The following is a 23,969-nucleotide window of genomic DNA, read 5'->3' as shown; positions in this document are numbered from 1 at the left end:
AATTGATAATGAGATATAAGTAAAATTAAGGTTTTATACCAATTGCTTTGGTTGCTTATAAGAAAATCCAGAAATTCAAAGTATGAAATGAAATAATAGTTTTGACGAACTTATAGATCTGCTAGCAAATGGAAGCAAAAATTGTCCATTTGAATTTGGGAAGCTAGATGTTAGATAAAATAACGAAATGCCAACAAAAGCTAAATTTCATGGGCGCTGATGAGCAGTTTGAAAGTTTAGTGCAATTAAGAAACACCAGCAAGCCAATTAAAATTGGTTTGCTCAAAATATAAACAATTTCACTCGGCTTGCTTACTTGGCGCATTGATAAGATTACTCTTTTAATCGCCCACGAAACTTAGTGTGCCAAGAAGCTGCACATCGGCATAAAACCGTGCAGCATGCTTTATTTGAGATGGTGGATAGCAGTTGTAAGCTAGACCCACCGATATCGTTTTACAGGAAAGGGCATCAAACCACCTAAAGGTGCTGTGGTAAAGAGCCATGGTATTGAGCGTTTAGGAAACGGCTAGTCAAGAATTAGTCAGGTATTAATAGAAGAGATGAACGAAAGTGAACCACTGATGAGGTGTCGAGAGTGGGTAAATTCTGTCAAAAGTCGTAAAGTAAGTTATGCGATGATAAGTGCAACGGAAACCTGTTTATTGGTTGTACGGCAGGCGGTGTTCAGGTGGCATGACTTCTATTTAGGCTCAGATAAGGAACTTGGGAACCTGTGCTGTAATGTAAAGTGAAAGGCGCAATAAGAACAACTTAGAGGCCGAATAGCAATGTACAACAACAGGGACGGATCTATCCATAGTAGTGATGATGTTTCTGTAATGGAAGTGGAGCAAAGGGATAGAGTCGTATGGTTTTAGAACAGAAATCAACTCGATAAGAGGATGAATCTATGGAATGAAACAAAATCGGTACCTATAAGTCGTACCATGATATGGAATGCTTACAAGCAAGTGAAATCCAATAAAGGAAGTGCTGGAGTTGATGATATGGGTTGGGATGAATTTGAATCCGACCGATCGCAACAACTCTACAAACTATGGAATCGCATGGCATCGGGGAGTTATTTCCCACCGCCAGTAAAAGAAGTTGAAATTCCGAAAAAGGATGGACAAATGCGTAGGCTAGGGATTCCTACTATTGCCGATCGCATCGGTCAACAAGTGGTTAAGAATTATCTAGAACCAAGATTTGAATCAATTTTCAGCAACACTAGTTATGGCTATCGGCCTGGTCGGAATGCGCATCAAGCATTAGAGGAGGTTCAGCGTAATTGTTGGAAAAACGACTGGGTAATTGATTTAGACATCAAAGGGTTTTTCGATAATATTGATCATGCAAAACTGATGCTAGCGGTACGAAAGCACATACCCGAGAATTGGGCGTGTGTGTATATCGAAAGATGGTTGCAGATGCCAGTTCAAAGAAGAAATGGAGAATTGATACAAAAACAAGGAAAAGGCACACCGCAAGGTGGAGTTATCAGTCCTTTGTTAGCGAATCTGTTTCTACATTATGCTTTCGATAAATGGATAGAGAATCTAAATTTCAATGTGAAATTTGAGCGTTATGCTGATGATGCCATAATTCACTGTAAAACCAAAAGACAAGCAGATTGGCTGCTGAACAAATTGCACGAAAGAATGGCAGAATGTCATCTCGAATTGCATCCCCAAAAGACCAAACTGGTTTATTGTAGAGATTACCGCAGGCAAGAAAAGCATAAGAATGTCAAGTTCGATTTTTTAGGTTATAGTTTTCAGCCACGCAGTAGTAAATCACAGAAAACAGGTAATCTTTTTCAGGGTTACGGTTGCGCAATCAGCATTTCTTCACGTAAGAAGATAGCTGAAAAAGTAGCCATTTTGCTAGCAGAAAGTAAAACGTGTAGAAGCATTGTGGGAATAGCACAACGGCTCAATCCTCAGATAAGAGGCTGGCTTAATTATTACGGTAAATTCCGCATGTGGGAAATGCATCATGTTTTCCGCTTACTACACAGTCGATTGGTTCGATGGACACGACGAAAGTACAAACGTTATAAGAATAGTATTTGCCGCGCATATGCATGGCTTAAACGAATAAGAAAGCAGTTTCCATATTTGTTTTATCATTGGAAATTGGACTTTTCTATTTAACTTGTAATCCGATTTATATACGACAAGAGCCGTATGATGGGAGACTATCAAGTACGGTTCTGTGAGAGGCTTAGGGTGAGACTCCCTTTGCCTACTCGACGCAAGACCGTTATGTGCAAACAACAGCAAAATGAGACGAATTACAACAATAAAAGAATTACACAATTTTTTAGGAGATGATGAATATTCAGAAGATAGACTAGTTGATATTCAGGACACTGGTAATATTTCATTTGATTTTCCTAAAACAGTCCCACCTTTTATATTAGATTTATATCAAATTGGCATTCAAAAAAAATTTACTTGTAATTTGAATTATGGTTTTTCGAAATATAATTTGGATAAAGGTACTTTGATGTTTACTGAGCCAGGGCAAACATTATCTTGGAAAGATAAAAAGATGGATGAAGGATATGTACTTTTTTTTCATCCGGACTTACTGAATGGACACGAATTAAGTAAAGAAATCAATAGCTTTAATTTTTTTTCATACGATACTAATGAAGCTCTAATATTAACCGAAAAAGAAGAAGAAAGAATAATCTCCTTATTAGAAAATTTACATTCCGAAATTCACCATGAAGAATATTCACAACAAATTGTAATATCTATATTGGGTTTAATTTTAGAATATTCGAATAGGTTTTATAAAAGGCAATTTGTTACAGTAGAACAGAGCAATAACTACGTTGAAACATTCAAAGGTCTTTTAAACAATTATTACATCCAAGAAAATGAAAGAATTGTACCAAATGTTCAAACTTTTTCAGAGCAATTAAATATTACTCCAGCATACTTAAGTGATATTCTTAAAATCAATACAGGGAAAACAGCAATTGAACATATTCACACAAAAATAATTAGTGAAGCAAAAATATTGTTGAAACAAACAAAACTTACTGCATCAGAAATTGCAATAAAATTTGGTTATGATAATCCTCATTATTTTTCAAGACTATTTAAGAAAAAAACAAATTTAACACCAATACAATTCCGTAATTCTTAAAAAGTGCAAAACACTCCTTGTTTTGTATAAAAGATAATAATGTTTGAAGTTATAATTTTACATCGTAAATAATTTATTAATTTAAAACGATTAAAATATGACAACTTTAAAGAGAATAACACAATTATTTTAGAGTATAAAAGCGGAATGATTAAAACAAGAACCATGCTTTTAGGAACTTATCTGTTTGAGAAGAAGTGGCGAAAAGGATTTTTCAACAAATCAAAATCAATATTTCAAGGAATTTATGAAGACGAATTTGTTAAAACAGCAGATGGTTGGAAATTCAAAAGCAGAAAATTGATAACCGATAATTAGTGAATGTTTGATTTAGTAAAACGTATATAATTATGAATAAAGAAATTAATAAAACGGCACCAATTTTAGTAACAGGTGGAACAGGTTACTTAGCTTTATGGATAATTAAACAATTACTCGATGAAGGTTTAAGTGTAAGAGCAACTGTAAGAAATAAATCAAATAAAGAAAAAAATAAATATCTATCAAGATTAGGAGAAGATAGTAAGGGGGCTTTAGAATTGTTTGAAGCAGATTTATTAGTAAATGGTTCTTTTGATACTGCAATGAATGGTTGCGAACTCGTTTTTCATACGGCATCTCCATTCCAAATGGAAAACATAAAAGACGCTCAAAAAGAATTAGTTGACCCTGCACTAAAAGGTACAAAAAATGTGCTTGATTCAGTTAATAAAACAAGGACATTAAAACGGGTAGTATTAACTTCTAGTTGTGCGAGTATTTATCAGGACGCTAAAGAAGCAAAAGACAAAAAACTTGATGAAAAATCGTGGAATACAAAAAGCAGTTTAAAAGACAATCCTTACATGTTTTCTAAAAAGATTGCAGAAAAAACAGCATGGGAAATATCAAAAGCTCAAAATCGTTGGGATTTAATTACTATGAATCCTGGCTTTATTCTCGGACCATCACTCTCAAATCGTATCGATTCTTTTAGTATAAATTTCATGCTATCTATGCTAAATGGCAAAAACAAATCAGGAGTTCCTGAGTTATCATTTCCAGTAGTTGATGTCAGGGATGTTGCCAATGCACAAATACTTGGTGCATTTAATACTAACTCAAAAGGTAGGCATATTTTATTTTCAGGAGAGCTGCCTTTTTTCTTGGAAATAGCTAAAATATTAAAAACTGAATATGGGGCTAAATATCCATTTCCAAGTAAAAATGTTCCAAGATTTCTTTTATATATGGCAGCTCCTTTTCTTAAAATAAAATGGAGTTTTCTAAAAAACAATTTAGGAATCAGACCACAGTTGGATAATTCATATAGTAAAAAAGATTTAGGTATTAAATACAGACCAATTAAAGAAACAATAATTGAGCATGCCGAACAACTTATTAAAACTGGTTTGATTAAGTAGTTTGTAAAATAGTAAAGTCTATCTAGTGCATCTAATTTTAATAAATAAAAGTATGAAAATGGTCTTATTCATAATAATGGCAATAACTTTAATATTATTTGTATATGTTACTTTTTTTAGTGATTTTGGCTATGATAAAACAAATAATAGATTGAATATTAATAATACTCAAAACGAGATTGTCAAAGACTATGATGGTAATAAATACCATACTGTCAAAATTGGTAATCAAGTCTGGATGACTGAAAACCTAAGGTCAACTCACTATATTGATGGCACAACTATTAAAGGTGTTTCAATTTATGATAATGACGAAAAAAATATCGAAAAATACGGTAGATTATATCAATGGGAAGCAATAGTTAATCCCTCAGGATTATGCCCAGAAGGCTGGCATATTGCAACTGATGAAGAATGGAAAACGCTTGAAAAAGCATTAGGAATGAGCAATACTGAAGCTAATAGCACAGGCTGGCGCAAAACTGTTAACGAAAGCACAAATTTAAAGAAATTCGAAAGGGCTTATTTCTGGAATAATAAGAAAAGAAAAGAAATAAATATTTCAGGCTTCTCTGCCGTGCCAAGTGGTGCAAGAACAAGGCGTGATTTAATCTTACCTTTTTGGGGCGGTGGCAGATATGCTGACTACTGGACTGCAACTGAAAACCGTTCGTCAGAAGCATGGAATAGAAGTCTTGTTTGGCTTCCATTGCACTTAGGCTCTAGCAAAGTGTTCAGAGGTTCTCTTAATAAAGAGTTTGGATTTTCAATTAGGTGTGTAAAAGACTGATACAATATTTCTTTTATATTTTATAGAAGTATTAGAAGCGAAACTACAATAGTAATTAATGTCAGCACATAACAATGTATATAAAAAATAAGCGAATAGTAGTAAAATCAAGATTTATAGCCCGTTTCACCTTTCTTGCAAATTGAAAGATTTGTGCTTCGAAATCGCTTACTTTTCATATACCAAACTTTGGCGTGCATTAGAAAAAACGATAGCGAAAAAAAATATTGACAATGAAATATTTTGAAAACATAAAAGATGTAAACGAATATTATCATATTGAATCAAAGCATTCATTAGTTGATATTCGAAGGTATTCGGATATAATTAAAACAAATCCTAATAAAATTGAACCTACTGTATTTGATTTCTATAAAATTTCATTTGTGAAGAATTTTAATGGTTATTTAGAATATGGTAATACAAAATTTAATGACAAAAATGGGGTTTTGTATTTTGTAGAGCCTGAACAAAAATACTCTTGCACTTCTACCAAACCTTGGGAAGGCTATCAGATATTAATTCACCCTGATGTTTATAAAAAATATGCATCAGAAAAGAATATCAATACTTTTTCTTTTTTCTCTTATGATGTAAACGAATCATTATTGCTTACAGAAGATGAACAAAACATGGTAAGTTTGTTAATGGAGCAAGCCTGTAACGAAATGAATAATATGGAAGACGATTTTTCGATTCCAATTGTATTGTCATATATTAACACATTATTAGTTACAACCGGAAGGTTTTATGCACGCCAGTTTTCTACACGTAAAACAATGTGCAATCAACTTGCAAGCGATTTTTTTAAACTATTAAAATCCTATTATAAAAACACAAGCAATTTTTCAAATAATGAGCAGCCATCCGTAATATATTTTGCCGATAAATTAAATATTACACCTAACTATTTAAGCGATACTATTAGGCATCATTCGGGTAAATCAGCATTAAATATTATTCACGATTATATAATTGAAGAAGCAAAGATTCTACTTATAACATCAAGCCAAACAGTATCTGAAATTTCTTATATTCTTGGCTTTGAATATCCAAATTATTTTTCTCGTCTTTTTAAAAAGAAAACTAATCTTTCTCCATCCGATTTCCGAAAATCAGTAAAAAGTATCTAAGTTCCCTTGATTTGTTTCCGTTCTGAACCATAACTGAGTTTTACTTTTGTATTGTCGATTTTAACAAACAATTAAAAACTTAGTAAAATGGAAAATAAAATATTAATAACAGGGGCAACAGGTAATATTGGTTCGGAAATTGTAAAACAATTAAAAGCTAAAAATGCTAATTTTGTTGCTGGCACATCAAACGGAAAGGCTATAAATGGAATTGAAACTGTAAAGTTTAATTTTGCAGATAACGAAAGTCTTAAAAATGCATTTCAAGGTATAACAACACTTTTCTTGTTATTGCCAAGTCATCCGGAAGCAGCTAATTGGGGTGAAAATGTTATCAAGTTGGCAAAGGAAAGTGGCATTAACCATATTGTTCGTTCGAGTGGAATGTTTGCAAATGCAAATTCCGATTTGTTGATTGAAAAACTACTTGGTTCAACAGATGAATTCCTAAAAGAAAGTGGTATTAACTACACTATCACGGCTCCATCATCATTTATGCAAAACTTTAGCACTCAAATGGTAAACGATTACAAAGCTGGAGTAATTTATCAAGCGGCAGATGATGCAAAAATTAATTGGGTAGATACTAGAGATATAGCAGCTGTTAATATTGAAGCATTACTAAACCCTGATAAATACTTAAACCAAACACTTAAAATAACTGGCAATGAAAGTTTTAATTATGCAGATGCAATAAATAAAATGAACAGTATTCTTGGAAAAGAAACACAATATGTTGCAATTCCTAACGAAGCTGCTGCGAAAGCAATGGCAGACATGCATTTTCCTCAGTTTGTTATTGATTTATTGATAAGTTTGAATAATAGCATTAAAGAAGGTCATCTTGTAGAAACTACAAATATTGTTGAGGATGTTTTAGGTAGAAAAGCCATCACATTTAATCAATTTGTTGAATACAATAAAAACGTTTGGTTGTAATCGAAAATAAAGAATAATTTAGATTGTGGATTAATTAATTCACAATTTAAATTGTAAAAATCAAGAATGAAAAAAATGATAGATTTTGGTTTGATAGAGCCAATGATAAAAGAGCAGGGATACAGTCAGTTATCAGCAAATGAATTAAAAGAAAGGATTTTTAATAAAACCGTTAGAGGTGAATATTTCATAGGACGAATATTTGTTACTTATATTGATAATAAAGGTAATATGGAAGGTGTAAACGACCTTGGTTCACATCATTTTGGTAAAAATATTATTGATATGGACAATGATACTTTGACAACTCAATGGGACAGTGGCTGGGATAACTGGACAGGTAGAGCCTATGATGTAGATGGCGAGATTAAATTTTTTGACACTTCTACATTAGTATGGCGAACTACCTTTAAATTCTTTGAAAACGGTAAAAAAAAATTGAAGGTATAATGAAACTAAAAAAATACGAGACAATCATATTTACATTAATAATGTCATTAAGCTTAGGACTATTTATATCTTTAATAGTCGTTACGATACTAACGGGTGTGGAAAATGAATTTTTATTACGTTGGGCTAAATCATTTGGAATGGCTTTTTCAATTGCATTTCCAACTTCTCTTGTCTTGGTATCAATAGCAAAAAAACTAACAGATAAGATAGTAGGAAATTGATATATCAAAATAATTTGGAATAGAAAAACGACACGTCAACAAAGTATAAAAATAATAGCTGGTTCGTTCGTAAAATCAAGGGTTGTAGCCCGCTTCAATTTTCGTGCAACTTGACAGGAATGAAGCTCGCAGCCGGCTTCTGTTCTTATGTTGAGCGTTATGGTTTATTAAAATTGAACCAAAAAATCAAAACTTTTATTATTTTTCAAACTGAGGTTCTAAAATATGTTTCATTCCCCACTCACTCATTGAGTTAAATAATGGATGAAGTGTTTCTCCAAGTTCAGTAAGACTATAAATAACTTTTGGAGGAACGACAGGATAAACTTTTCTATTTATAACCCCATCTGCTTCTAATTCTCTCAAATTAACAGTTAATATTCTTTTGCTGCATTCTGGGTTTAATTTAAGGATTTGACCAAATCTATTTACGTCTGAACTTATAAGATACAAAATTCGAGTTTTCCATTTACCGCCTATTAAATTAAGTGTCGCATTAACTGGACATATGCCATATTTTTCATAGCGAGCACTCATTAATTCATATCGATCAGTTTTTTCTTTAACTTTTTTCATTTATAAGTGTTTGATTATCTACAATAGGTGTAAATATGTAACTATACAACATTTATGTAACTACTTGCAAATATAGCACTTCGCTTTTATCTTTGCAAAGTATTAATTTAAAAAAGGGAAAAAATGAATAATAAAATTTTAGTAACAGGAGCAACTGGTAATATTGGAAAAAATATTATCGAATTATTAAAACAAAAAAATGCAAATTTTATTGCAGGTACTACAAATGGAGAATCAATTGATGGAGTTGAAACTGTAAATGCAAATTTTGCTGATGCCGAGAGTTTAGAAAAAGCAATGCAGGGAGTTTCAACCGTGTTTATGGTCTTACCGAATCATCCTGATATGGTAAAATGGGGCGAGAATATAATTTATTCCGCAAAGAAAGCACAAGTAAAACATATTGTTCGTTCAAGTGGTTCTTTAGCAGATATAAATTCAGATTTATTAATTGAAAAACTCTTGGGAACCACTGACAAATTTTTAAAAGAAAGTGGTATTAACTACACCATTACGGCACCAAATTTCTTTATGCAAAATTTCATCAATTTTTTTGGAGAGGATTATAAAAACGGAACTATTTACCAACCTGCAGGAGATGAGAAAATTGGATGGACAGATATAAGAGATATTGCAGCAGTAAATGTGGAAGCATTATTAAGTCCTGAAAAGTATTTAAATCAAACACTAACCATTACTGGTTCAGAAAGTTTTAACTATGAAGAGGCGGTTAATCAAATGAATCGAATTCTTGGTAAAGATTCAAAATATGTTGCAGTACCTAATGAAGCGGCTATTGAAGCAATGAAGGATATCAACTTTCCTCCTTTTATTATTGATTTAATGATAAGTCTAAACGAAAGTATAAAACAAGGTCACGCTGTGGAAACTACTAACACAGTAGAACAAGTAACAGGGAAAAAGGCTATAAAATTTATGCAGTTTGTAAATGAAAACAAATCTATTTGGGCATAAAAATTAAATCAAAATGTTAGCAAATCTATCATAAAATGGAATGACTTTATCTTAAAGTAGACTAGTATAAATAATAATAAATTCATTCAATAGGTTAGTCATAATGAATTGAATAATAAGCAATAACGCCGTGTGTGAGTAATGGCTAAGAAAGTACAAAGCCCAAAGTATGTACTTTTTTTTTGTAAATTTGTTTTCGACAGAAAATCATTGCTCTTTAATCGCCACTACTTATATGTGTGCCGAGAAGCAGTGAACGGCAATTTTATGTTCACTGCATGCTGTAATTGAGATGGTGGAATCCGTCTTAGTCGGATGAGCCACCGCAAGCGTTGTACAGGCGAGGCTTGCAAACCACCTAAAGGTGCTGTGGTAAAGAGTCATGGTGCTGAGCGTTTAGGAAACGGCTAGTCAAGAATTAGTCAGGTATGAATAAAGGAGATGAACGAAAGTGAACCACTGAAGAGGTGTCGAGAAAGTGCAACCTTCTGTCAAAAGCTGTAGAGGTATGAATACAGTGATAGGTATAGCGGTAACCTGTTTATTGGCTATGCGGCAGGCGTCATTCAGGTGGCATGACCTTTATTTAGGCTCAAATACGGAACTCGGGAATCTGCATAACAATGTAAAGAGAAATGCACAATAGGATCAACCTAGAGGCAGAATATCGAAGTGTTGTGTAGGGGCGGACTGATCCGTAGTAGTGATGAAGTTCCTGTAATGGGAATGGAGCAAAGGGGTCAGCTAATTTATTCTACAATTTGCCAACTTGAAAGAGGATGAGCATTTACTTGTAGATAAAATTAGAGGAGCCGTATGATGGGAGACTATCACGTACGGTTCTGTGAGAGGCTTAGGGTGAGACTCCCTTTGCCTACTCGACGATCCACCCCGTTTCCGGTATCGCTTCTTATTTCTTCTAAGATGCGTGTAGAGGCTACCACCTGTCTTTAAGTCTGACCAAATATGCTGATATATACGTTCATGAGAAACAGTTGGTTTTCCCTTTGCTTTTAAACGACCTACAATTTGTTCAGGTCTAAAATCTTCTCTTAGCATAAACTCTACCCGTTCCTTTACACTAGTAATAAACCTTTGTCGCTTAGCCTTACTAGTGAGGCGACTTAAATATTTTCGATGAGCCAAGTCATGTCTGTATTCCTCATTGCGCTTATCCCTGTTTCTGTTCGAATTGAAAAATGATAATATGGATGTTTTTAAGAGTTTACTGATTAAGAACAGAGATATTGTACATGGAGCCCTTGTGCTTGATGAAAATGGATCTAAGGTTATTTTCAGAGATACGTTGCAAATTGAAAATTTGGATCTTAACGAACTCGAAGACTCTTTAAATGCACTCACCCTATTATTGAGCGAATATACCAACAAGATTATTAAGTTTTTTAAAATGTAATTTAAAACAAAAAATAGAGTCTTGAATAGGCGGGTAGAAGTATTGCTGACTTCTGTTTGACTTTGAAAGAGATAATGTAGGATAAGCTGTGGTCGAAAGGTTGCAGCTTTTACTTTTTGGTAAGTATGTGTGGTTTAGGAATATAGCTATAATCAATTAGATATTTTGTTTAGTTGTCGCACTTAGAGCCTGAATATTTATTTGTTAAAATTTATTAATCAATGTAATTAATGTATAGTTTTAACTACATTTGTACTCGAAAAACTAATTGAGTTCAATTGTGGCAAAAATAGACAAGGTTGAGATTAAAGAGAGAGTGAATCAGGTGGCGATGGATATGATCCTTAAGTTTGGTCTAAGAGGTTTGAACATGGTTGAGTTAGCTGATGGTTGTGGTTTGGCAAAGGCAACATTGTATAAGATAATTGGAACTAAGGAGGATTTGGTCAGGGAAATTTCTATTGAGATTTTTAATGTCAATATTATTAAGACTTTGTATCCGTTTAAACCTGAAAATGATCCTATTGAGGCAAGTCGAGAGTTTTTGAATAACTATTTTAACTATGCAATTCAGGGGCAAAAGATCCTTTTGCTACAAATATTTAAAGAATATCCTTTGATAGAGAAATCTGTTAACGAATATTTTGATGTAGAAATGCAAAAAGTGATCTCATGCTATAAAATTTGGCAAGAACGTAAGCTGGTTCGTGAGGATGTAAATGTTGAATATTGCATAGAGGTGCTTCATGTCTTGAATGACCATTATATAATTAGTGATTATTCTGATGAAGAGATAATTAAGAGATTGCAGTCTGCTTTTCGCTGTACTTTTATTGGGATGGGGATTCCACTTTAAGGCGATTTTCTTATGATATTAAAGTTGAGGCAGTCGTGCTTCATCTTTTTTTGCATTACAAAATGAACTCTTAATACCACGTGGGTTTAATGAGGGGATTATTGATAGTGTTAGATACAATAGGGTAATTATTGCTCTATTATTTTTTATAAACAAATGAACTAAACAGACAGTTACAGTTCAGAACGATTGTTAAAATGAGACAAATGAAAATTTCAAGAATGATAATGTTTGCGCTGTTGCTTTCGGTAGGCATGCTTGCTTGCAAAGAAGAGAGTGCTGTTAAACGTGAAATCGTTCAGCCTGTTAAGGTGTTTAAGGTGGATGCTAAGTCGTCTAGTTTTTCAAAAAAGGTATTTACGGGATTGGTAAAAGAATCTAGAGAGGTCAAGTTGGCTTTTCAGATTCCAGGGCCTCTGGTAAATCTAAATGTAGATGAGGGGCAGTTTGTTAAAGAGGGTGATGTTGTGGCTGTTTTAGATGAGCGTGATTACCAAGTTCAATTTGAATCGGCAAATGCAAATTATGAGAATGCAAAATTGCAAGCTGAAAGGTATGGAGCTTTATATGAGAAACGAAGTACTTCGAAAAGTGTTCATGATCAGATGCAAGCTGCTTATAAATTGGCTAAAGCTCAAAAGGAAGCTGCTGAAAATGCATTAAGAGACACAAGAATTTATGCTCCTTTTTCAGGTTACGTGCAATCTATGTTTGTAGAGAACTTTGAAAAGGTTGGTGCAGGTCAACCAATCATATCGTTACTTGATTTAAATCATTTGGAATTGGTAGTAGCTCTTAGTGAGAATGGTTTTTTACAATATAAGTTGTTCACAAAACTTCAGTGTAATTTTGAACATTTTCCAAATAAAATATTTGATTTAGATCTAATCGATATTGAGAAAAAACCCAATGGAGATAATTTCTATAAAATGAGATTAGCTATTGATACTAAAAATGTTCATATCGTTCCAGGTATGGTGGCTAGTGTTAGTACTTATCTAAAAACAGAAGAAAATGGAATACAAAAGGTTCCATCAGAATCAGTTTTTAGTAAAAAGGGAAAATCATATGTGTGGAAATTTAATCGAACAAAGAGTTGTGTTGAGCTTAAAGAGGTGAAGTTGAATGGTTTCGATTCTGAAGGTATGGTTTCTATTGAAAGAGGTGTTTCAAATGGGGACATAATTGTTTCTGCTGGTGTTCATACCCTGAGAGAAGGCCAGAAGGTGAAAATGCTAAGTAAGAAAACTAATTCGAATATAGGAGGTCAACTATGAATATTACAGAGGCTGTTTTGAAACAGCGTAAAGTGCTGTTGGTTGCATTGATAGCCATTGCAATAGGAGGCGTATTCTCCTTTTTAAAGATGGGAAAGCTTGAGGATGCGGAGATTACGGTGAAGTCAGCATTAGTTATTACACAATACCCTGGGGCATCTCAACATGAAGTAGAGTTGAGAGTTACTGATGTACTCGAAACAGCCATTCAGTCAATGGACAATATTGATTTCATCGAATCTCGTTCTATGGCTGGATACTCTGAAATAAGTGTGAATTTATCCCCAGCTTTGGTAACAGATGAATTACCACAGGTTTGGGATCTTTTAAGACGAAAGGTAAACGATACTCAGGTTTATCTTCCTCAAGGAGCTTCTAGATCCATGGTATTCGATGATTATGGTGATGTGTATGGTATATTTTTGGCCTTAAGCGGTGATGGTTTTTCAGGTGAAGAATTACAAGATTATGCGCGTTATGTTAAGAGAGAGGTTCTTTTGGTTGATGGTGTTAAGCGTATCAATTTATATGGAGAGGAACAAACCTGTGTTAATATTGAACTTTCTCAAGAGAAGATGGCATTTTTGGGTGTTCATCCTTACAAGGTTGTTGAGTTACTCAACAATCAGAATAAGGTGATTGATCCAGGTAGTTTAAAAGTAGGGACAGACCGTGTGCGTATCGCATCTGATGGGAGTTTTCACCAGTTGGAAGACTTGAAAAACCTATTGGTTTCAGGTAGTGGATCAAATTCTGTTTACTTAAAGGATATTGCTCATATAAAGAAAGGTTTGATTACTCCTTATTCCAATAAATTGAAATATAATCAAATGCCTGCCATTGGCGTAGCGGTTGCTATGGAAAAAGGTGGGAATGTGATCGAATTGGGAGAGCGTATTCAAAAAAGGATAGATGAGATCACATCAAACTTGCCTGTAGGTATCAACTTAAATAAGGTATTTTATCAGCCGGAACGTGTTAGTTCGGCAATTGACGTCTTTATGGTCAATCTGATAGAATCTGTTTTAATCGTTGTTATCGTTCTTTTATTTGCAATGGGTTTTAGAACAGGATTGTTGATTGGTAGTGGTTTGATTTTTACCATTTTGGCAACATTCATTATGATGTTAACCTTCGATATTGCTTTACAACGTGTCAGTTTAGGTGCTATTATTATTGCAATGGGGATGTTGGTTGATAATGCTATCGTAATTGCTGATGGAATTCTGATTGATTTGAAAAAAGGAGTTCGGAGAAAAGAGGCAATAACGAAAACATCTAAGCAAACTGCAATGCCATTATTGGGTGCTACTTTGGTTGCAATTTTAGCATTCTTACCTATTTATTTATCACCAGACAGTACAGGAGAGTTTTGTTCCAGTTTGTTTATTGTTATTGCTATTTCTTTGTTTTTAAGTTGGTTGCTTGCATTAACTCAAACACCTTACTTCTGTGATTTGTTCTTGAAAGGCGACAAGTATTCAAAGAAAAACGAGGATGATACGGATCTTTACGCAGGTAAATTTTATCAGGTTTTCCGATCATTCGTTAAGTATGCATTAAGGCACAAAATAGCTCTCATTTTAATAACAATTGCCTTATTTATATCATCAATTTTCGCTTTTTCCAGTGTGAAACAACTGTTTATGCCAAACTTGGCTTATAACCAATTCATTGTGGAATACTTCTTACCTGACGGTAGTGATATTACGAGTGTTGAAAAAGAACTTAAGGAACTGGAAGCTTATTTGCTGAAGCAAGAGGATGTTGTTAATGTAACCACAAGTTTAGGTAGTACTCCTGCAAGATATACCCTTGTTCGTCCTATAACGAATAATTATTCCAATTATGGTGAATTGATTGTGGACACTAAGGATTATGAAGGAACCAAACGATTTGGGAAAGAGTTGCAAGCTTATGTGAATGAAAATTATGCTAGGGCTAGATGTCGTGTTAGATATTATTCTCCTATTTCTTCGGAGTACATGATTGAGGCTAAATTTTCTGGCCCTGACCCTGAAGTTTTAAGAGATTTGGCTGATCAGGCTCAAAAGATTATGGAAGCTGAACCTTTAGCTGTAATGGTAACGAACAATTGGAAAAATAAGGTGAAAGTTTGGAATCCGAAATTTTCTCAGGCCAAGGCTCGTTCTGCTAATATTACACGATCTGATGTCTCTAATGCCTTGGCATGTGCCACAACAGGCTTGCCTATTGGTCTTTTTCATCAGGGTGATGATATGCTGCCAATTCTTTTAAAAACCAAGGCTGACAAAAATAAATATGTTGAAGCTTTGGAGAATACACCAATTTGGGGTAATAATCCCAATAGTATTCCATTACGTCAAGTAGTTTCTGATATTGATATTGAGTTTGAAAACCCAATTATCAACAGGTATGACAGACGAAGAGCTATTAAGGCACAATGTGACCCGGCTCCGGGTTACAATGCTCCGGGTATTTTTGCCAAACTGCATCGTGATATTGAAGCAATTTCATTACCAGAAGGATATGATTTTGAATGGTTAGGAGAGCATAAGGAGAGTAAAGATGCGCTGGATAATATGAACAAGTTTTTACCGCTTGCTTTCTTCTTTATGATCTTTATCATTCTGTTGTTGTTCAACAATTTCAGACAACCCATCATTATTCTTTCTATTTTGCCACTTGCCTTTATTGGAGTGAGTTATGGCTTATTATTAACAGGTAAGGCGTTTGGTTTTATGGCTATTCTTGGTACGCTTGGGCTTATGGGAATGATGATTAAGAACGCTGTAGTCCTCTTAGATCAAATCAATCTGGAAATAGCAGCTGGTAAGGATATACTACATGCCATTATTGATTCAGCAGTTTCAAGGATGCGACCGGTTATTATGGCTTCTTTCACAACAATCTTAGGAATGATTCCACTTATTTCAGACGAACTGTTTGGAGGAATGGCTGTTGCCATCATGTTTGGTTTATTAATTGGTTCGGTTATTACATTAATTGTTGTGCCAGTACTTTATGCATTGTTTTACAAGGTTTCAACTAAAAGTGTTATGAACTTATAAATGATTTTAAGAAATCGATGAAAAAGATATCTACTTTAATACTCCTTAGCTTGATCGTATTACAAGTTTTGGGACAAGAAAAACTCTCGCTAAAAGAGAGTAGAAAACTGGCATTGGAGTACAACCAGAAAATAAAGATCGCAGACTATATGATCGCTGAAAATCAGTCAAATGTAAAGTTTGCATTTACTCATTTTCTACCTAATCTTTCGGCAGGTGGTTCGTACAATTATTTCCACGATATTAATGATATTAATCTGAATGGAGGTTTTTTGAAGACAGCTAGTAGTTTAGCTGAGGCAGATATAGGCAATTTCACTGGAGATAGCGATGTTTATTTTCCAGGCCTAAACCTGAAGATGGGAAATATCGATTATTATTCGGCTAATGTCCAGTTGGCTCAGCCTATTTATATGGGGGGTAAAATCAGAAGTGCTTATCAAATGAGTAAACTTGGTTTTGAAATTTCAACTTACAATAGAAAGTTGCAGTCGTCCGATGTTTTATTGGAAACCGATCAGGCATACTGGAATCTGGTTTCACTTAAAGAAAAAGTGTCTTTGGCAAATAAGTACGTTGAGATGCTTTCTACTTTGGTTCAGGACTTGAAGAATGCTTATGATCTGGAGATCACAACTAAAAATGAACTCTTAAAAGCTCAGGTGCAGTTAAATCAAGCTCGATTAGACTTGTTTAGAACCGAAAATGGCTATGTTTTATCTCAGATGGCCTTGTGTCAGGTTATTGGTAAAGATTTGAGAAGTGAAGTTGTTGCAACTGATACCAGCATTAATATTGGTAAGAATCAAATTCAAACTGATTATTTACTAAGAGCTATGCAAAATCGACCAGAATTGCTGATGCAAGCGAAGCAGGTTGAATTGTCGAGGGAACAAGTGAAATATGCACGTGCAGATTACCTGCCTCAAATGGGAGTAGGGGCTTCTTATTCTTACACCAGCAAAATAAATAGTATGATTGGTTCAACTAAAATGTTGGCTGTACAAGCTAATGTTTCAGTTCCAATTTTCCATTGGCAAGAGCGGAAACATAAACTTGCTGCGGTGCGATTTAAAAGTAAACAGATTGAATTGGAGATGGACAGAACTCAGGATTTAATAAGTCTGGAAGTTCAGCAGTCATATTTTAATCGTCAAGAAGCTTTTCAGCAAATTGAGTTAGCAAAAATCTCAATGGATCAAGCAAAAGAGAATGTTGAGTTGACAAAGAATAGTTTTTATGAAGGCCTTGCAAATACTAGAGAATTACTCGATGCACAAGCATTTTGGCAGAAAGCACATAGTGAGCTAATCGATTCAAAGATCAATTATAAGCTAAGTGAAATTCGATTCTTGAAATCGATAGGTGAATTAGAAAAATAAATTAAAAAGAACGTGGCCGAATCAACCTTGTAGGATGATTTAATTGGTTGTGGTGATTCAATTAATGATTCGGTCGCGTTTTATTATGATATTATGAATTTAATTAAAAGTTCAAAAAAACGTGAGGGCTTGTATCAAATAGCTTTGTCTAAACTGAGAACTCATTCAAAAGAGAATATAAATATAATTATCAAGCATCTTTTTCATTTAAAAGTTAATGAAGATTTTGTTATCAATTCTTCTAAGGAGGTCGAGGAATTGGTGGAATATATTAATGATAATGAATAATTTAAAAATCAGCATTAGTTTTGTTAGTACTTATTTTATTACGATTGTACTAATATGGATCGTTGCATTCTTTTTTTTGACCGTTTTTCAGGTCGATGAAACAAGTACACTTTCCATTACTAAAATGCAGAATCTGAAAAATACACTTTGGTCAGGTATGATTGCAGGTGTAATTTGGGGTAGTATATTTAGAATTGCACGATACTTTAGGCGTTTTTTGTATAACTATCTGCTTACAGTTTTACTTTCCATATTTGTAAATATTTCAAGTGCATATCTTTTAATATATAGTATGTATCACATGGGAGATGTTTTTTCTATGGAAGGATTTCCGGAAACCTTTTCTCAGTTACTGGATCTATATAATTCTCAATTGTTTTATGCGATCCTGGCCTATTTCTTTATTGTTGGAGCATTGATTGAAATATTCCATGATATCGATCGTAAATTCGGCAAGGGAGTGCTCATAAAATTTTTGTTGGGTCGTTATTACAAGCCAAAAGAAGAGGAACGGATCTTTATGTTTATGGATTTGAAATCATCAACTTATTATGCTGAGAAATTGGGCCATTTTAAATACAGTAGATTGATTCAGGATTGTTTTAAAGATTTGACGTACTCAGTTAAAAAGAACCAGGCTCAAATTTATCAGTATATTGGTGATGAGGTTGTTCTAACTTGGAAGATGAAGGATGGCTTAGTAGAGAAGCGATGTGTTCAACTGTTTATCGATTTTACAGAGACATTGGAGCGAAAGAAAGCCTATTATTATTCTGAATATGGTATGCTACCTATTTTTAAAGCAGGTGTTCACTCGGGCAAGGTTATGGTTGCCGAAATAGGTGAATTAAAATCAGAAATTGCTTATCATGGCGATGCAATTAATACTGCTGCTCGAATACAAGGCCTCTGTAATACTTATGATTCAAGATTATTAATATCTCTTGATTTACTCACAGAACTTAAAGGTTATAATGGTCATATGAAACAGTTCAAGCATTTGAAACAGGTTGTGCTAAAAGGAAAGGAAATTCCTATTGAGATTTATACCTTTAATGAATGAAGATGCTGATATGGAAGCTTTAGCTATAAGTTTGGTTAAAACATTCAAAGCTCAAAAAGAGGCTGGCGATCTCCTTAAGGAATTTGAAGAAGAAAATGCCACCCTTAGATCATGCATTGACATGGCTTTAAAACAAGGAATAAACCCTTGGTATAAGCTTTGTGAAACGGTAGCACTATTGTAAACTGAATAGTTACGAAATGAACATGTTATTGGAGGCATAAAACGACTTTGTATAGTGAAAGATAAAGTAAGAGTGCGAGCTAATGATTTTCATAATATTGTAATGGGAATTGCATGTGGCTTTAAAATTTTAGGATATCAATGAGACAATGGAGTTATCCGAAATTAAAAACAAATTCACAAAATTATATTTCTAAATCGTAATAATGCTTATTATAAGTTTAATTATTTTCCTATTAGTTATAGTAGAAATATGGTTAATCAACAAAGGGACATCTTACTTGAAAAAGAAAGTTCAGAGCTTAAAATCAAACTTATTTAAAATTCAATCTTTTGAATTTATTGGTTTGTCTAAACAAAAGGTCATCATGATTTTGGTGATTAAAACCATCCGAATTATAACTATACTTTTTAGTGCTAATTTTTCTCTATTATTAATTTAAAATTTATTTCCTGACACCAAAGTAATAGTAAACAAATTGCTTGATTTTATTCTCATTCCTCTTAAAGAAGTTTTTTTAGCCTGATTGATTATTTACCAAATTTATTTAGCATACTTATTATTGTTATCATATTTCGCTACCTGTTTAAACTAATAAAGACATTAGCGAGAGAAATTGAAAACGGAACTCTGAAAATTTCTGCGTTTAACCCCCTTTGGGCAAAAACAACTGCTAAAATAATTAATTTTATTCTTTTGGCATTTTTACTTATTATGATTATTCCATTAATGCCTGGCTATGAATCTTTAGCATTTAAAGGGGTTGCTACTTTTTTAGCTGCTTTAATTACAATTGGAGGGAGTTCTGTAATTGCTAATTTTATGGCTGGAATTGTTACTTCTTATATGAACCCATGTAAAGTAGGCGATGTTTTAAATGCACAATTGCAATGGTAAAAATCTTATGCCGATTATATTGATGCTGAAGTGAATTTTGAAATAAATGAATCAAAATATTTAAAAACGATTGGTGAAATAAAATACTGATAACAAGGAAGAAAATTAATAATAAATTGACACTATCTAGTAAAGTGTGTAACTAATTTATAGTAAAGACCGAATGATATAATATTTACCATTCGGTCTTGTTTATAATCTAAAAAGGAATTGACATGCTAATAATTATTCTCTCAAGGTTAGAAATAGATTCATTAATTGTAATAACTGTATGAGTTAATAAGAATTAAAGAATTAATACATGATTATTGAAAAAAGCTTTTTTAAACTAAAAATTGAATTATCGAATGCAATTGTGGCTTTTGATAAAGGAGAGAATGGTTATAATCTCTATTTTAATAATCATTCTGGTTACCATGTGTTTGAACAGTATTTGAGCAACTTATATTATGAATTTATCAAAGAAGTTCGCGTGAATCTAATTAGTTTTAAATCTGATGAAGAGGTACAGATTTATCTACAAATGTTGCTCCATGTATTTGAAATCTTAGATGAACAAAATGGTGCCTACCCGGATTTTGTATCTTCTCATAGGAATGCAATAATGGTTTCTCAAAATAATGCCGAATTGTCCTGTATACATACAAATGCTGATGATCTATCACAAATGTTGGCTTATTTTCAGTATCAAAAAAAAATCATACAGAAGTCCATGAAATTCATCTGGATCTTCCTAAAAAGATGTAAGAAATCAAATATAGGCACCAAACCTCGTGTTCTATCATGGAAAGATGAATTAAAAGATTTCTATCCTGATATGATGAGACTCAAAGATGGGGTTAACCAGATTTCTTCAATATCTGGGAAAATTAAATTTCTACAAGATGAGCGCATGGATCTGTCAATCAAATTTGAAAATAAAGGAAAAGATCTTTATTCATCAGCTATAAATTTCTTCTTTGAATCTCGAATTGAATGCCTCAAAGATTTGTTAATGCATGAATCTAAGTTGAGTAAGAAAATAAAATTTGATCAAGAAGAACTGGAGATTGAGATTTTTTTAAGAGAAATACTTCAAACGTTAGAAAAGGCTAATTCTCAAATATCAAAGGATAAAATAAAAGAAGATATAGTAAGAGGAATCAAAATAGTAAAATCCTTTTCTGAAGGAAATTTAAATTTTGAAAATGAAAAGTTTGATTCTCCGCAGTTGAATTGGACAGAAAGTAAGGCGGCACTCGTTGAACTCATATATGCTTTGCATAGCTCGCATTCAATCAATGAAGGAAGAGTCGATATTAAAACAATTGCTGAATTATTTGAGTCCATGTTTTCAATTGAATTAGGAGATGTCTATCACACATTCTCAGAGGTTCGAAACCGGAAAATTGAGCAAACAAAGTTTATTGATCTCTTGAAAGATTCACTTCTAGCTAAGATGAAAGAGTCTGATGAAAAATCTTGGAAATAAACAATTAATAATTTCGAATTTATCCTTCCCAAGTTGGGAATAGCTTGTGAATAATTCTGATTGAAAAGTTGCAATTTGTATTGGAGCTTAATTTGTTTCATTTAAAATCTTACGGATATGCCAACTGAAATTGTGACGAATGATGATTTACGGAAATTCAAAACAGAATTATTCCAGGAGCTAAAGGCACTACTTAAAGAACATTATGGGCACCCTTCAAAAAAGTGGTTGAAGTCCTATGAAGTTCGTGAATTACTGGGTATTTCTCCAGGTACCCTTCAGAACTTGAGATCAAACGGAACACTTCCCTATACCAAGATAGGCGGCATGATGTTCTATGACTATGAAAACATCAAAAAGATGTTGGATGAGAACCTCATTCAAAAGCGATTCACCAGTGCGAGTTAGATGAATAAGGTTGGATATTTAAACTGCTTAATGGGAATCGCTTTTCTAAAAGAGAACGGAAAATTTTGCATTTATCAGCTTTTGATAATCATTCTGGGGTACAAAAGAATTTTAAAGGGTCTTTATGTCATGTAAAGGCCTTTTTCTTGTCTGTAATTCACTTCTAATTATCTGTTCGTCCTTTTTCAGATAAAGATATCCCACCGATTTTTATCAGCAAAAAATACCTTTTACATAGGGAGCAAAAGTATCCTTCCACTTTGTTTCAGGGATACACTTGCTATCTATTTGATTTATTGGTTCAGGTTAATGGTTTAAAAAGTAAGAACCATTTTATTGGCTATTTTGTGCAGACCCATTTAGAGCTTCCATTTCAAGTGAAAAATACACAAAGGCTTCGCCTGCGAATTTTACCCACTTTTCATTTCTACTCTAAAAGGCTCTTTACATAGAGATCAAGAGAATGCTTTCCACTTCGTTACAAGCATACATTTGATTTTTTTTTATTGTTTGAAATAGGATGTCTTGTTTAAAACAAAAACAATCAAAGAAAGCAAAAAGAAAACCCAATCTAGCCAGGAGTACAGCGGTGCTATCGCATACTAAAATACAAGGCCAAGACAAAGTACCCCCTAGAGATATAAGAGGTTGCTTTATTAGGCATAGTTTCTGGTAGCCTTGTATTTTATCCTACTCCTGGCTTTGTAAAGACTTTCTTTTCTTTTTTTGAGTCTTTTTTCTCTTCTTTTAGTTTATGAACAACAAATTTGATTTAAAGAGAATCAGATTGAATCCCAACTTGGGTTATATAAGAGAATCTAGATGTCAATACAATCTTAAACAGATTATTTCCCTTTTTTTTCGTGTTTTTAGCTGATCAATAAAAAACACCCAAGCCCTTCCCAACTTGTGAAATTCCCCCAATTCAATTCCTGAGCTTTGTCCTATTGAATCAGAAATTATCACATTCGATTAAAAGAAAAGTCAAACAAAAAATGATAGCTCATGTTTGGATTAGAACAAATTGCCTGGGCAGCATTTCTCAAGCTGCTTACTTCACTACTTGTCTTTTGGTACCTGTCCCTTCTTTTTACGGCTTGGTGGAAAGCTAATGCCCGTCAAAAGCAAATTCTTTTTGAGGATGATGCTGATTCTGATTTTTCAGGAAGTGAGCTTTCACTATTGAAAGTTTCTGAAAGAGATTTTCCCTCACAGATGATCAGTTCAGTTTCAGACGATAATATCGCCTTGGTATCATCCTTCTATGAAGAAACAGGAATGGATGAAGGCTATCAGCTGGATTATTTTCTGGGAGAACATGATGCTTCAGCTTTTTCCATTTTGAGTCAGGTTCAATATGAATAATAACCCCTTAAAACTATTTCTATGAAAAAAGATATTCGAAAGAATTTACAAAGACTGACTTCATTTTTGCTTGGTCTTTATTGTTCCATTTCTCTTTTGATGGCACAAAATGCTGCAGGAATTGATCAAGCCACAAGCGAAATTAATTCCTATGTGGACCCCGTATCTAATATGATTATTGCCATAGGTGCTGTGGTAGGACTCATTGGTGGCGTTCGGGTGTATATCAAATGGCAAAGTGGCGATCAGGATACTCAGAAAGCCATTATGGGATGGTTTGGAGCCTGTTTGTTTCTAATCCTTGTGGGCGTTGTGATCAGAGCTTTTTTCTCCTGATGAAAAATTATTTGATTCAAAAAATAGACACCAGTCTCTACGTTAAGGGCTTCTCGGGAAAGCTAGTGTACTTAGCACTCTATAGTATTATCGGGACATTTATCCTGTTTGTTTTGCTCTACATATTGGCTGGTGTCTTTTATGCCCTGGTAATTTGCTGTCCCTGCTTTTTTACACTTCTCTATCGACTTAACGGCAATCAAAAGAAATATGGTCACAAGGGATGGAGTAAAAAAAGACATGCAGGGAAACTACCTCAATTTATTTCTGTTAAAAAGAGAATTTGTCAAAGTTAAGCCATGAAACGAACTTGAATTTTA

The 23,969-nt window shown here is 33.6% G+C and carries 25 protein-coding genes; 24 read left to right on the top strand and 1 reads right to left on the bottom strand.

What is annotated here, in order from left to right:
- Positions 1 to 905 precede the first annotated feature (905 nt).
- The 9 genes from ltrA (at position 906) to DLK05_RS05640 (ending at position 8,104) form a co-directional block, all read left to right on the top strand.
- A complete protein-coding gene (ltrA, locus tag DLK05_RS05680) occupies positions 906 to 2,159 on the top strand; it encodes a group II intron reverse transcriptase/maturase (RefSeq protein ID WP_127343041.1) in 1,254 nt (417 codons plus the stop codon).
- A 130-nt stretch (positions 2,160 to 2,289) separates the two neighbouring features.
- On the top strand, positions 2,290 to 3,165 hold the full coding sequence (locus tag DLK05_RS05675; RefSeq protein ID WP_127343040.1) for an AraC family transcriptional regulator: 876 nt from the start codon (positions 2,290 to 2,292) through the stop codon (positions 3,163 to 3,165).
- A 147-nt stretch (positions 3,166 to 3,312) separates the two neighbouring features.
- Positions 3,313 to 3,483, top strand: a complete 171-nt coding sequence (locus tag DLK05_RS05670; protein WP_127343039.1) for a nuclear transport factor 2 family protein — start codon at positions 3,313 to 3,315, stop codon at positions 3,481 to 3,483.
- 32 nt (positions 3,484 to 3,515) lie between these two features.
- A complete protein-coding gene (locus DLK05_RS05665) occupies positions 3,516 to 4,568 on the top strand; it encodes an NAD-dependent epimerase/dehydratase family protein (RefSeq protein ID WP_127343038.1) in 1,053 nt (350 codons plus the stop codon).
- 52 nt (positions 4,569 to 4,620) lie between these two features.
- Positions 4,621 to 5,358: a fibrobacter succinogenes major paralogous domain-containing protein gene (locus tag DLK05_RS05660; RefSeq protein WP_127343037.1), complete on the top strand. Its 738-nt coding sequence runs from the start codon at positions 4,621 to 4,623 to the stop codon at positions 5,356 to 5,358.
- A 233-nt stretch (positions 5,359 to 5,591) separates the two neighbouring features.
- Complete coding sequence (locus tag DLK05_RS05655) at positions 5,592 to 6,491, top strand: helix-turn-helix domain-containing protein (RefSeq protein WP_127343036.1); 900 nt, start codon at positions 5,592 to 5,594, stop codon at positions 6,489 to 6,491.
- 87 nt (positions 6,492 to 6,578) lie between these two features.
- A complete protein-coding gene (locus DLK05_RS05650; protein WP_127343035.1) occupies positions 6,579 to 7,430 on the top strand; it encodes an NmrA family NAD(P)-binding protein in 852 nt (283 codons plus the stop codon).
- A 66-nt stretch (positions 7,431 to 7,496) separates the two neighbouring features.
- A complete protein-coding gene (locus DLK05_RS05645; RefSeq protein ID WP_127343034.1) occupies positions 7,497 to 7,880 on the top strand; it encodes a hypothetical protein in 384 nt (127 codons plus the stop codon).
- Positions 7,880 to 8,104 (top strand): DUF2798 domain-containing protein, encoded by a 225-nt coding sequence (locus DLK05_RS05640; RefSeq protein ID WP_127343033.1) that lies wholly within the window; start codon positions 7,880 to 7,882, stop codon positions 8,102 to 8,104. Before DLK05_RS05645 ends, DLK05_RS05640 begins: the two co-directional genes overlap by 1 nt.
- Before the next feature lie 198 nt (positions 8,105 to 8,302).
- Here the strand turns inward: DLK05_RS05640 and DLK05_RS05635 are convergent, their stop codons facing one another.
- On the bottom strand, positions 8,303 to 8,680 hold the full coding sequence (locus DLK05_RS05635) for a winged helix-turn-helix transcriptional regulator (protein WP_317126934.1): 378 nt from the start codon (positions 8,678 to 8,680) through the stop codon (positions 8,303 to 8,305).
- 123 nt (positions 8,681 to 8,803) lie between these two features.
- On the opposite strand from DLK05_RS05635, the gene DLK05_RS05630 reads away from it, so the two are divergent.
- From DLK05_RS05630 to DLK05_RS17995, 15 genes are all read left to right on the top strand, one after another.
- The gene (locus DLK05_RS05630) at positions 8,804 to 9,655 is read left to right on the top strand and encodes an SDR family oxidoreductase (RefSeq protein ID WP_127343032.1); all 852 of its coding nucleotides are present in this window, start codon (positions 8,804 to 8,806) and stop codon (positions 9,653 to 9,655) included.
- A 1,165-nt stretch (positions 9,656 to 10,820) separates the two neighbouring features.
- Positions 10,821 to 11,069: a type III secretion system chaperone family protein gene (locus DLK05_RS05625; RefSeq protein ID WP_438830176.1), complete on the top strand. Its 249-nt coding sequence runs from the start codon at positions 10,821 to 10,823 to the stop codon at positions 11,067 to 11,069.
- A gap of 280 nt (positions 11,070 to 11,349) precedes the next feature.
- Positions 11,350 to 11,925, top strand: coding sequence for a TetR/AcrR family transcriptional regulator (locus DLK05_RS05620; protein ID WP_127343031.1), 576 nt, complete (start codon positions 11,350 to 11,352; stop codon positions 11,923 to 11,925).
- Positions 11,926 to 12,131: 206 nt separating this feature from the next.
- The gene (locus tag DLK05_RS05615) at positions 12,132 to 13,202 is read left to right on the top strand and encodes an efflux RND transporter periplasmic adaptor subunit (RefSeq protein WP_209319735.1); all 1,071 of its coding nucleotides are present in this window, start codon (positions 12,132 to 12,134) and stop codon (positions 13,200 to 13,202) included.
- Entirely contained in the window at positions 13,199 to 16,255 is a 3,057-nt protein-coding gene (locus DLK05_RS05610; RefSeq protein ID WP_235831957.1) for an efflux RND transporter permease subunit, read from the top strand. Before DLK05_RS05615 ends, DLK05_RS05610 begins: the two co-directional genes overlap by 4 nt.
- A 17-nt stretch (positions 16,256 to 16,272) precedes the next feature.
- Entirely contained in the window at positions 16,273 to 17,637 is a 1,365-nt protein-coding gene (locus DLK05_RS05605) for a TolC family protein (protein WP_127343029.1), read from the top strand.
- 93 nt (positions 17,638 to 17,730) lie between these two features.
- Positions 17,731 to 17,925, top strand: coding sequence for a hypothetical protein (locus tag DLK05_RS17470; RefSeq protein ID WP_209319734.1), 195 nt, complete (start codon positions 17,731 to 17,733; stop codon positions 17,923 to 17,925).
- Positions 17,918 to 18,988 (top strand): adenylate/guanylate cyclase domain-containing protein, encoded by a 1,071-nt coding sequence (locus DLK05_RS05600; RefSeq protein ID WP_209319733.1) that lies wholly within the window; start codon positions 17,918 to 17,920, stop codon positions 18,986 to 18,988. The genes DLK05_RS17470 and DLK05_RS05600 overlap by 8 nt, the downstream gene beginning before the upstream one ends.
- Positions 18,981 to 19,172, top strand: coding sequence for a hypothetical protein (locus DLK05_RS05595; RefSeq protein ID WP_127343027.1), 192 nt, complete (start codon positions 18,981 to 18,983; stop codon positions 19,170 to 19,172). Before DLK05_RS05600 ends, DLK05_RS05595 begins: the two co-directional genes overlap by 8 nt.
- Before the next feature lie 696 nt (positions 19,173 to 19,868).
- Positions 19,869 to 20,069, top strand: coding sequence for a mechanosensitive ion channel (locus DLK05_RS18000; protein ID WP_127343026.1), 201 nt, complete (start codon positions 19,869 to 19,871; stop codon positions 20,067 to 20,069).
- A 301-nt stretch (positions 20,070 to 20,370) separates the two neighbouring features.
- The gene (locus DLK05_RS05585; RefSeq protein ID WP_209319732.1) at positions 20,371 to 21,540 is read left to right on the top strand and encodes an RteC domain-containing protein; all 1,170 of its coding nucleotides are present in this window, start codon (positions 20,371 to 20,373) and stop codon (positions 21,538 to 21,540) included.
- Between the two features lie 117 nt (positions 21,541 to 21,657).
- Entirely contained in the window at positions 21,658 to 21,948 is a 291-nt protein-coding gene (locus DLK05_RS05580) for a helix-turn-helix domain-containing protein (RefSeq protein WP_127343025.1), read from the top strand.
- A 1,005-nt stretch (positions 21,949 to 22,953) separates the two neighbouring features.
- Positions 22,954 to 23,313, top strand: a complete 360-nt coding sequence (locus tag DLK05_RS05575; protein WP_127343024.1) for a hypothetical protein — start codon at positions 22,954 to 22,956, stop codon at positions 23,311 to 23,313.
- A 21-nt stretch (positions 23,314 to 23,334) separates the two neighbouring features.
- Entirely contained in the window at positions 23,335 to 23,649 is a 315-nt protein-coding gene (locus DLK05_RS05570) for a DUF4134 domain-containing protein (protein WP_127343023.1), read from the top strand.
- Complete coding sequence (locus DLK05_RS17995; RefSeq protein ID WP_127343022.1) at positions 23,544 to 23,945, top strand: DUF4133 domain-containing protein; 402 nt, start codon at positions 23,544 to 23,546, stop codon at positions 23,943 to 23,945. The genes DLK05_RS05570 and DLK05_RS17995 overlap by 106 nt, the downstream gene beginning before the upstream one ends.
- Positions 23,946 to 23,969 lie beyond the last annotated feature (24 nt).

Source organism: Ancylomarina longa, assembly GCF_003996985.1.
GTDB classification, from domain to species: domain Bacteria; phylum Bacteroidota; class Bacteroidia; order Bacteroidales; family Marinifilaceae; genus Ancylomarina_A; species Ancylomarina_A longa.
The sequence above is the reverse complement of the archived record's forward strand: the minus strand, read 5'-3'. Positions and strand labels throughout refer to the sequence as shown.

What these genes read in the sequence shown, in the direction of transcription:
- DLK05_RS17470 (WP_209319734.1), top strand. Translation starts at nt 17,731, where the DNA reads ATGAATTTAATTAAAAGTTCAAAAAAACGTGAGGGCTTGTATCAAATA.
- ltrA (WP_127343041.1), top strand. Translation starts at nt 906, where the DNA reads ATGAATCTATGGAATGAAACAAAATCGGTACCTATAAGTCGTACCATG.
- DLK05_RS05610 (WP_235831957.1), top strand. Translation starts at nt 13,199, where the DNA reads ATGAATATTACAGAGGCTGTTTTGAAACAGCGTAAAGTGCTGTTGGTT.
- DLK05_RS05570 (WP_127343023.1), top strand. Translation starts at nt 23,335, where the DNA reads ATGAAAAAAGATATTCGAAAGAATTTACAAAGACTGACTTCATTTTTG.
- DLK05_RS05655 (WP_127343036.1), top strand. Translation starts at nt 5,592, where the DNA reads ATGAAATATTTTGAAAACATAAAAGATGTAAACGAATATTATCATATT.
- DLK05_RS05605 (WP_127343029.1), top strand. Translation starts at nt 16,273, where the DNA reads ATGAAAAAGATATCTACTTTAATACTCCTTAGCTTGATCGTATTACAA.
- DLK05_RS05595 (WP_127343027.1), top strand. Translation starts at nt 18,981, where the DNA reads ATGAATGAAGATGCTGATATGGAAGCTTTAGCTATAAGTTTGGTTAAA.
- DLK05_RS05600 (WP_209319733.1), top strand. Translation starts at nt 17,918, where the DNA reads ATGAATAATTTAAAAATCAGCATTAGTTTTGTTAGTACTTATTTTATT.
- DLK05_RS05645 (WP_127343034.1), top strand. Translation starts at nt 7,497, where the DNA reads ATGAAAAAAATGATAGATTTTGGTTTGATAGAGCCAATGATAAAAGAG.
- DLK05_RS05650 (WP_127343035.1), top strand. Translation starts at nt 6,579, where the DNA reads ATGGAAAATAAAATATTAATAACAGGGGCAACAGGTAATATTGGTTCG.
- DLK05_RS05670 (WP_127343039.1), top strand. Translation starts at nt 3,313, where the DNA reads ATGATTAAAACAAGAACCATGCTTTTAGGAACTTATCTGTTTGAGAAG.
- DLK05_RS05615 (WP_209319735.1), top strand. Translation starts at nt 12,132, where the DNA reads ATGAAAATTTCAAGAATGATAATGTTTGCGCTGTTGCTTTCGGTAGGC.
- DLK05_RS05635 (WP_317126934.1), bottom strand. Translation starts at nt 8,680, where the DNA reads ATGAAAAAAGTTAAAGAAAAAACTGATCGATATGAATTAATGAGTGCT.
- DLK05_RS05665 (WP_127343038.1), top strand. Translation starts at nt 3,516, where the DNA reads ATGAATAAAGAAATTAATAAAACGGCACCAATTTTAGTAACAGGTGGA.
- DLK05_RS17995 (WP_127343022.1), top strand. Translation starts at nt 23,544, where the DNA reads ATGGCAAAGTGGCGATCAGGATACTCAGAAAGCCATTATGGGATGGTT.
- DLK05_RS05640 (WP_127343033.1), top strand. Translation starts at nt 7,880, where the DNA reads ATGAAACTAAAAAAATACGAGACAATCATATTTACATTAATAATGTCA.
- DLK05_RS05575 (WP_127343024.1), top strand. Translation starts at nt 22,954, where the DNA reads ATGTTTGGATTAGAACAAATTGCCTGGGCAGCATTTCTCAAGCTGCTT.
- DLK05_RS05630 (WP_127343032.1), top strand. Translation starts at nt 8,804, where the DNA reads ATGAATAATAAAATTTTAGTAACAGGAGCAACTGGTAATATTGGAAAA.
- DLK05_RS05585 (WP_209319732.1), top strand. Translation starts at nt 20,371, where the DNA reads ATGATTATTGAAAAAAGCTTTTTTAAACTAAAAATTGAATTATCGAAT.
- DLK05_RS05660 (WP_127343037.1), top strand. Translation starts at nt 4,621, where the DNA reads ATGAAAATGGTCTTATTCATAATAATGGCAATAACTTTAATATTATTT.
- DLK05_RS05675 (WP_127343040.1), top strand. Translation starts at nt 2,290, where the DNA reads ATGAGACGAATTACAACAATAAAAGAATTACACAATTTTTTAGGAGAT.
- DLK05_RS05580 (WP_127343025.1), top strand. Translation starts at nt 21,658, where the DNA reads ATGCCAACTGAAATTGTGACGAATGATGATTTACGGAAATTCAAAACA.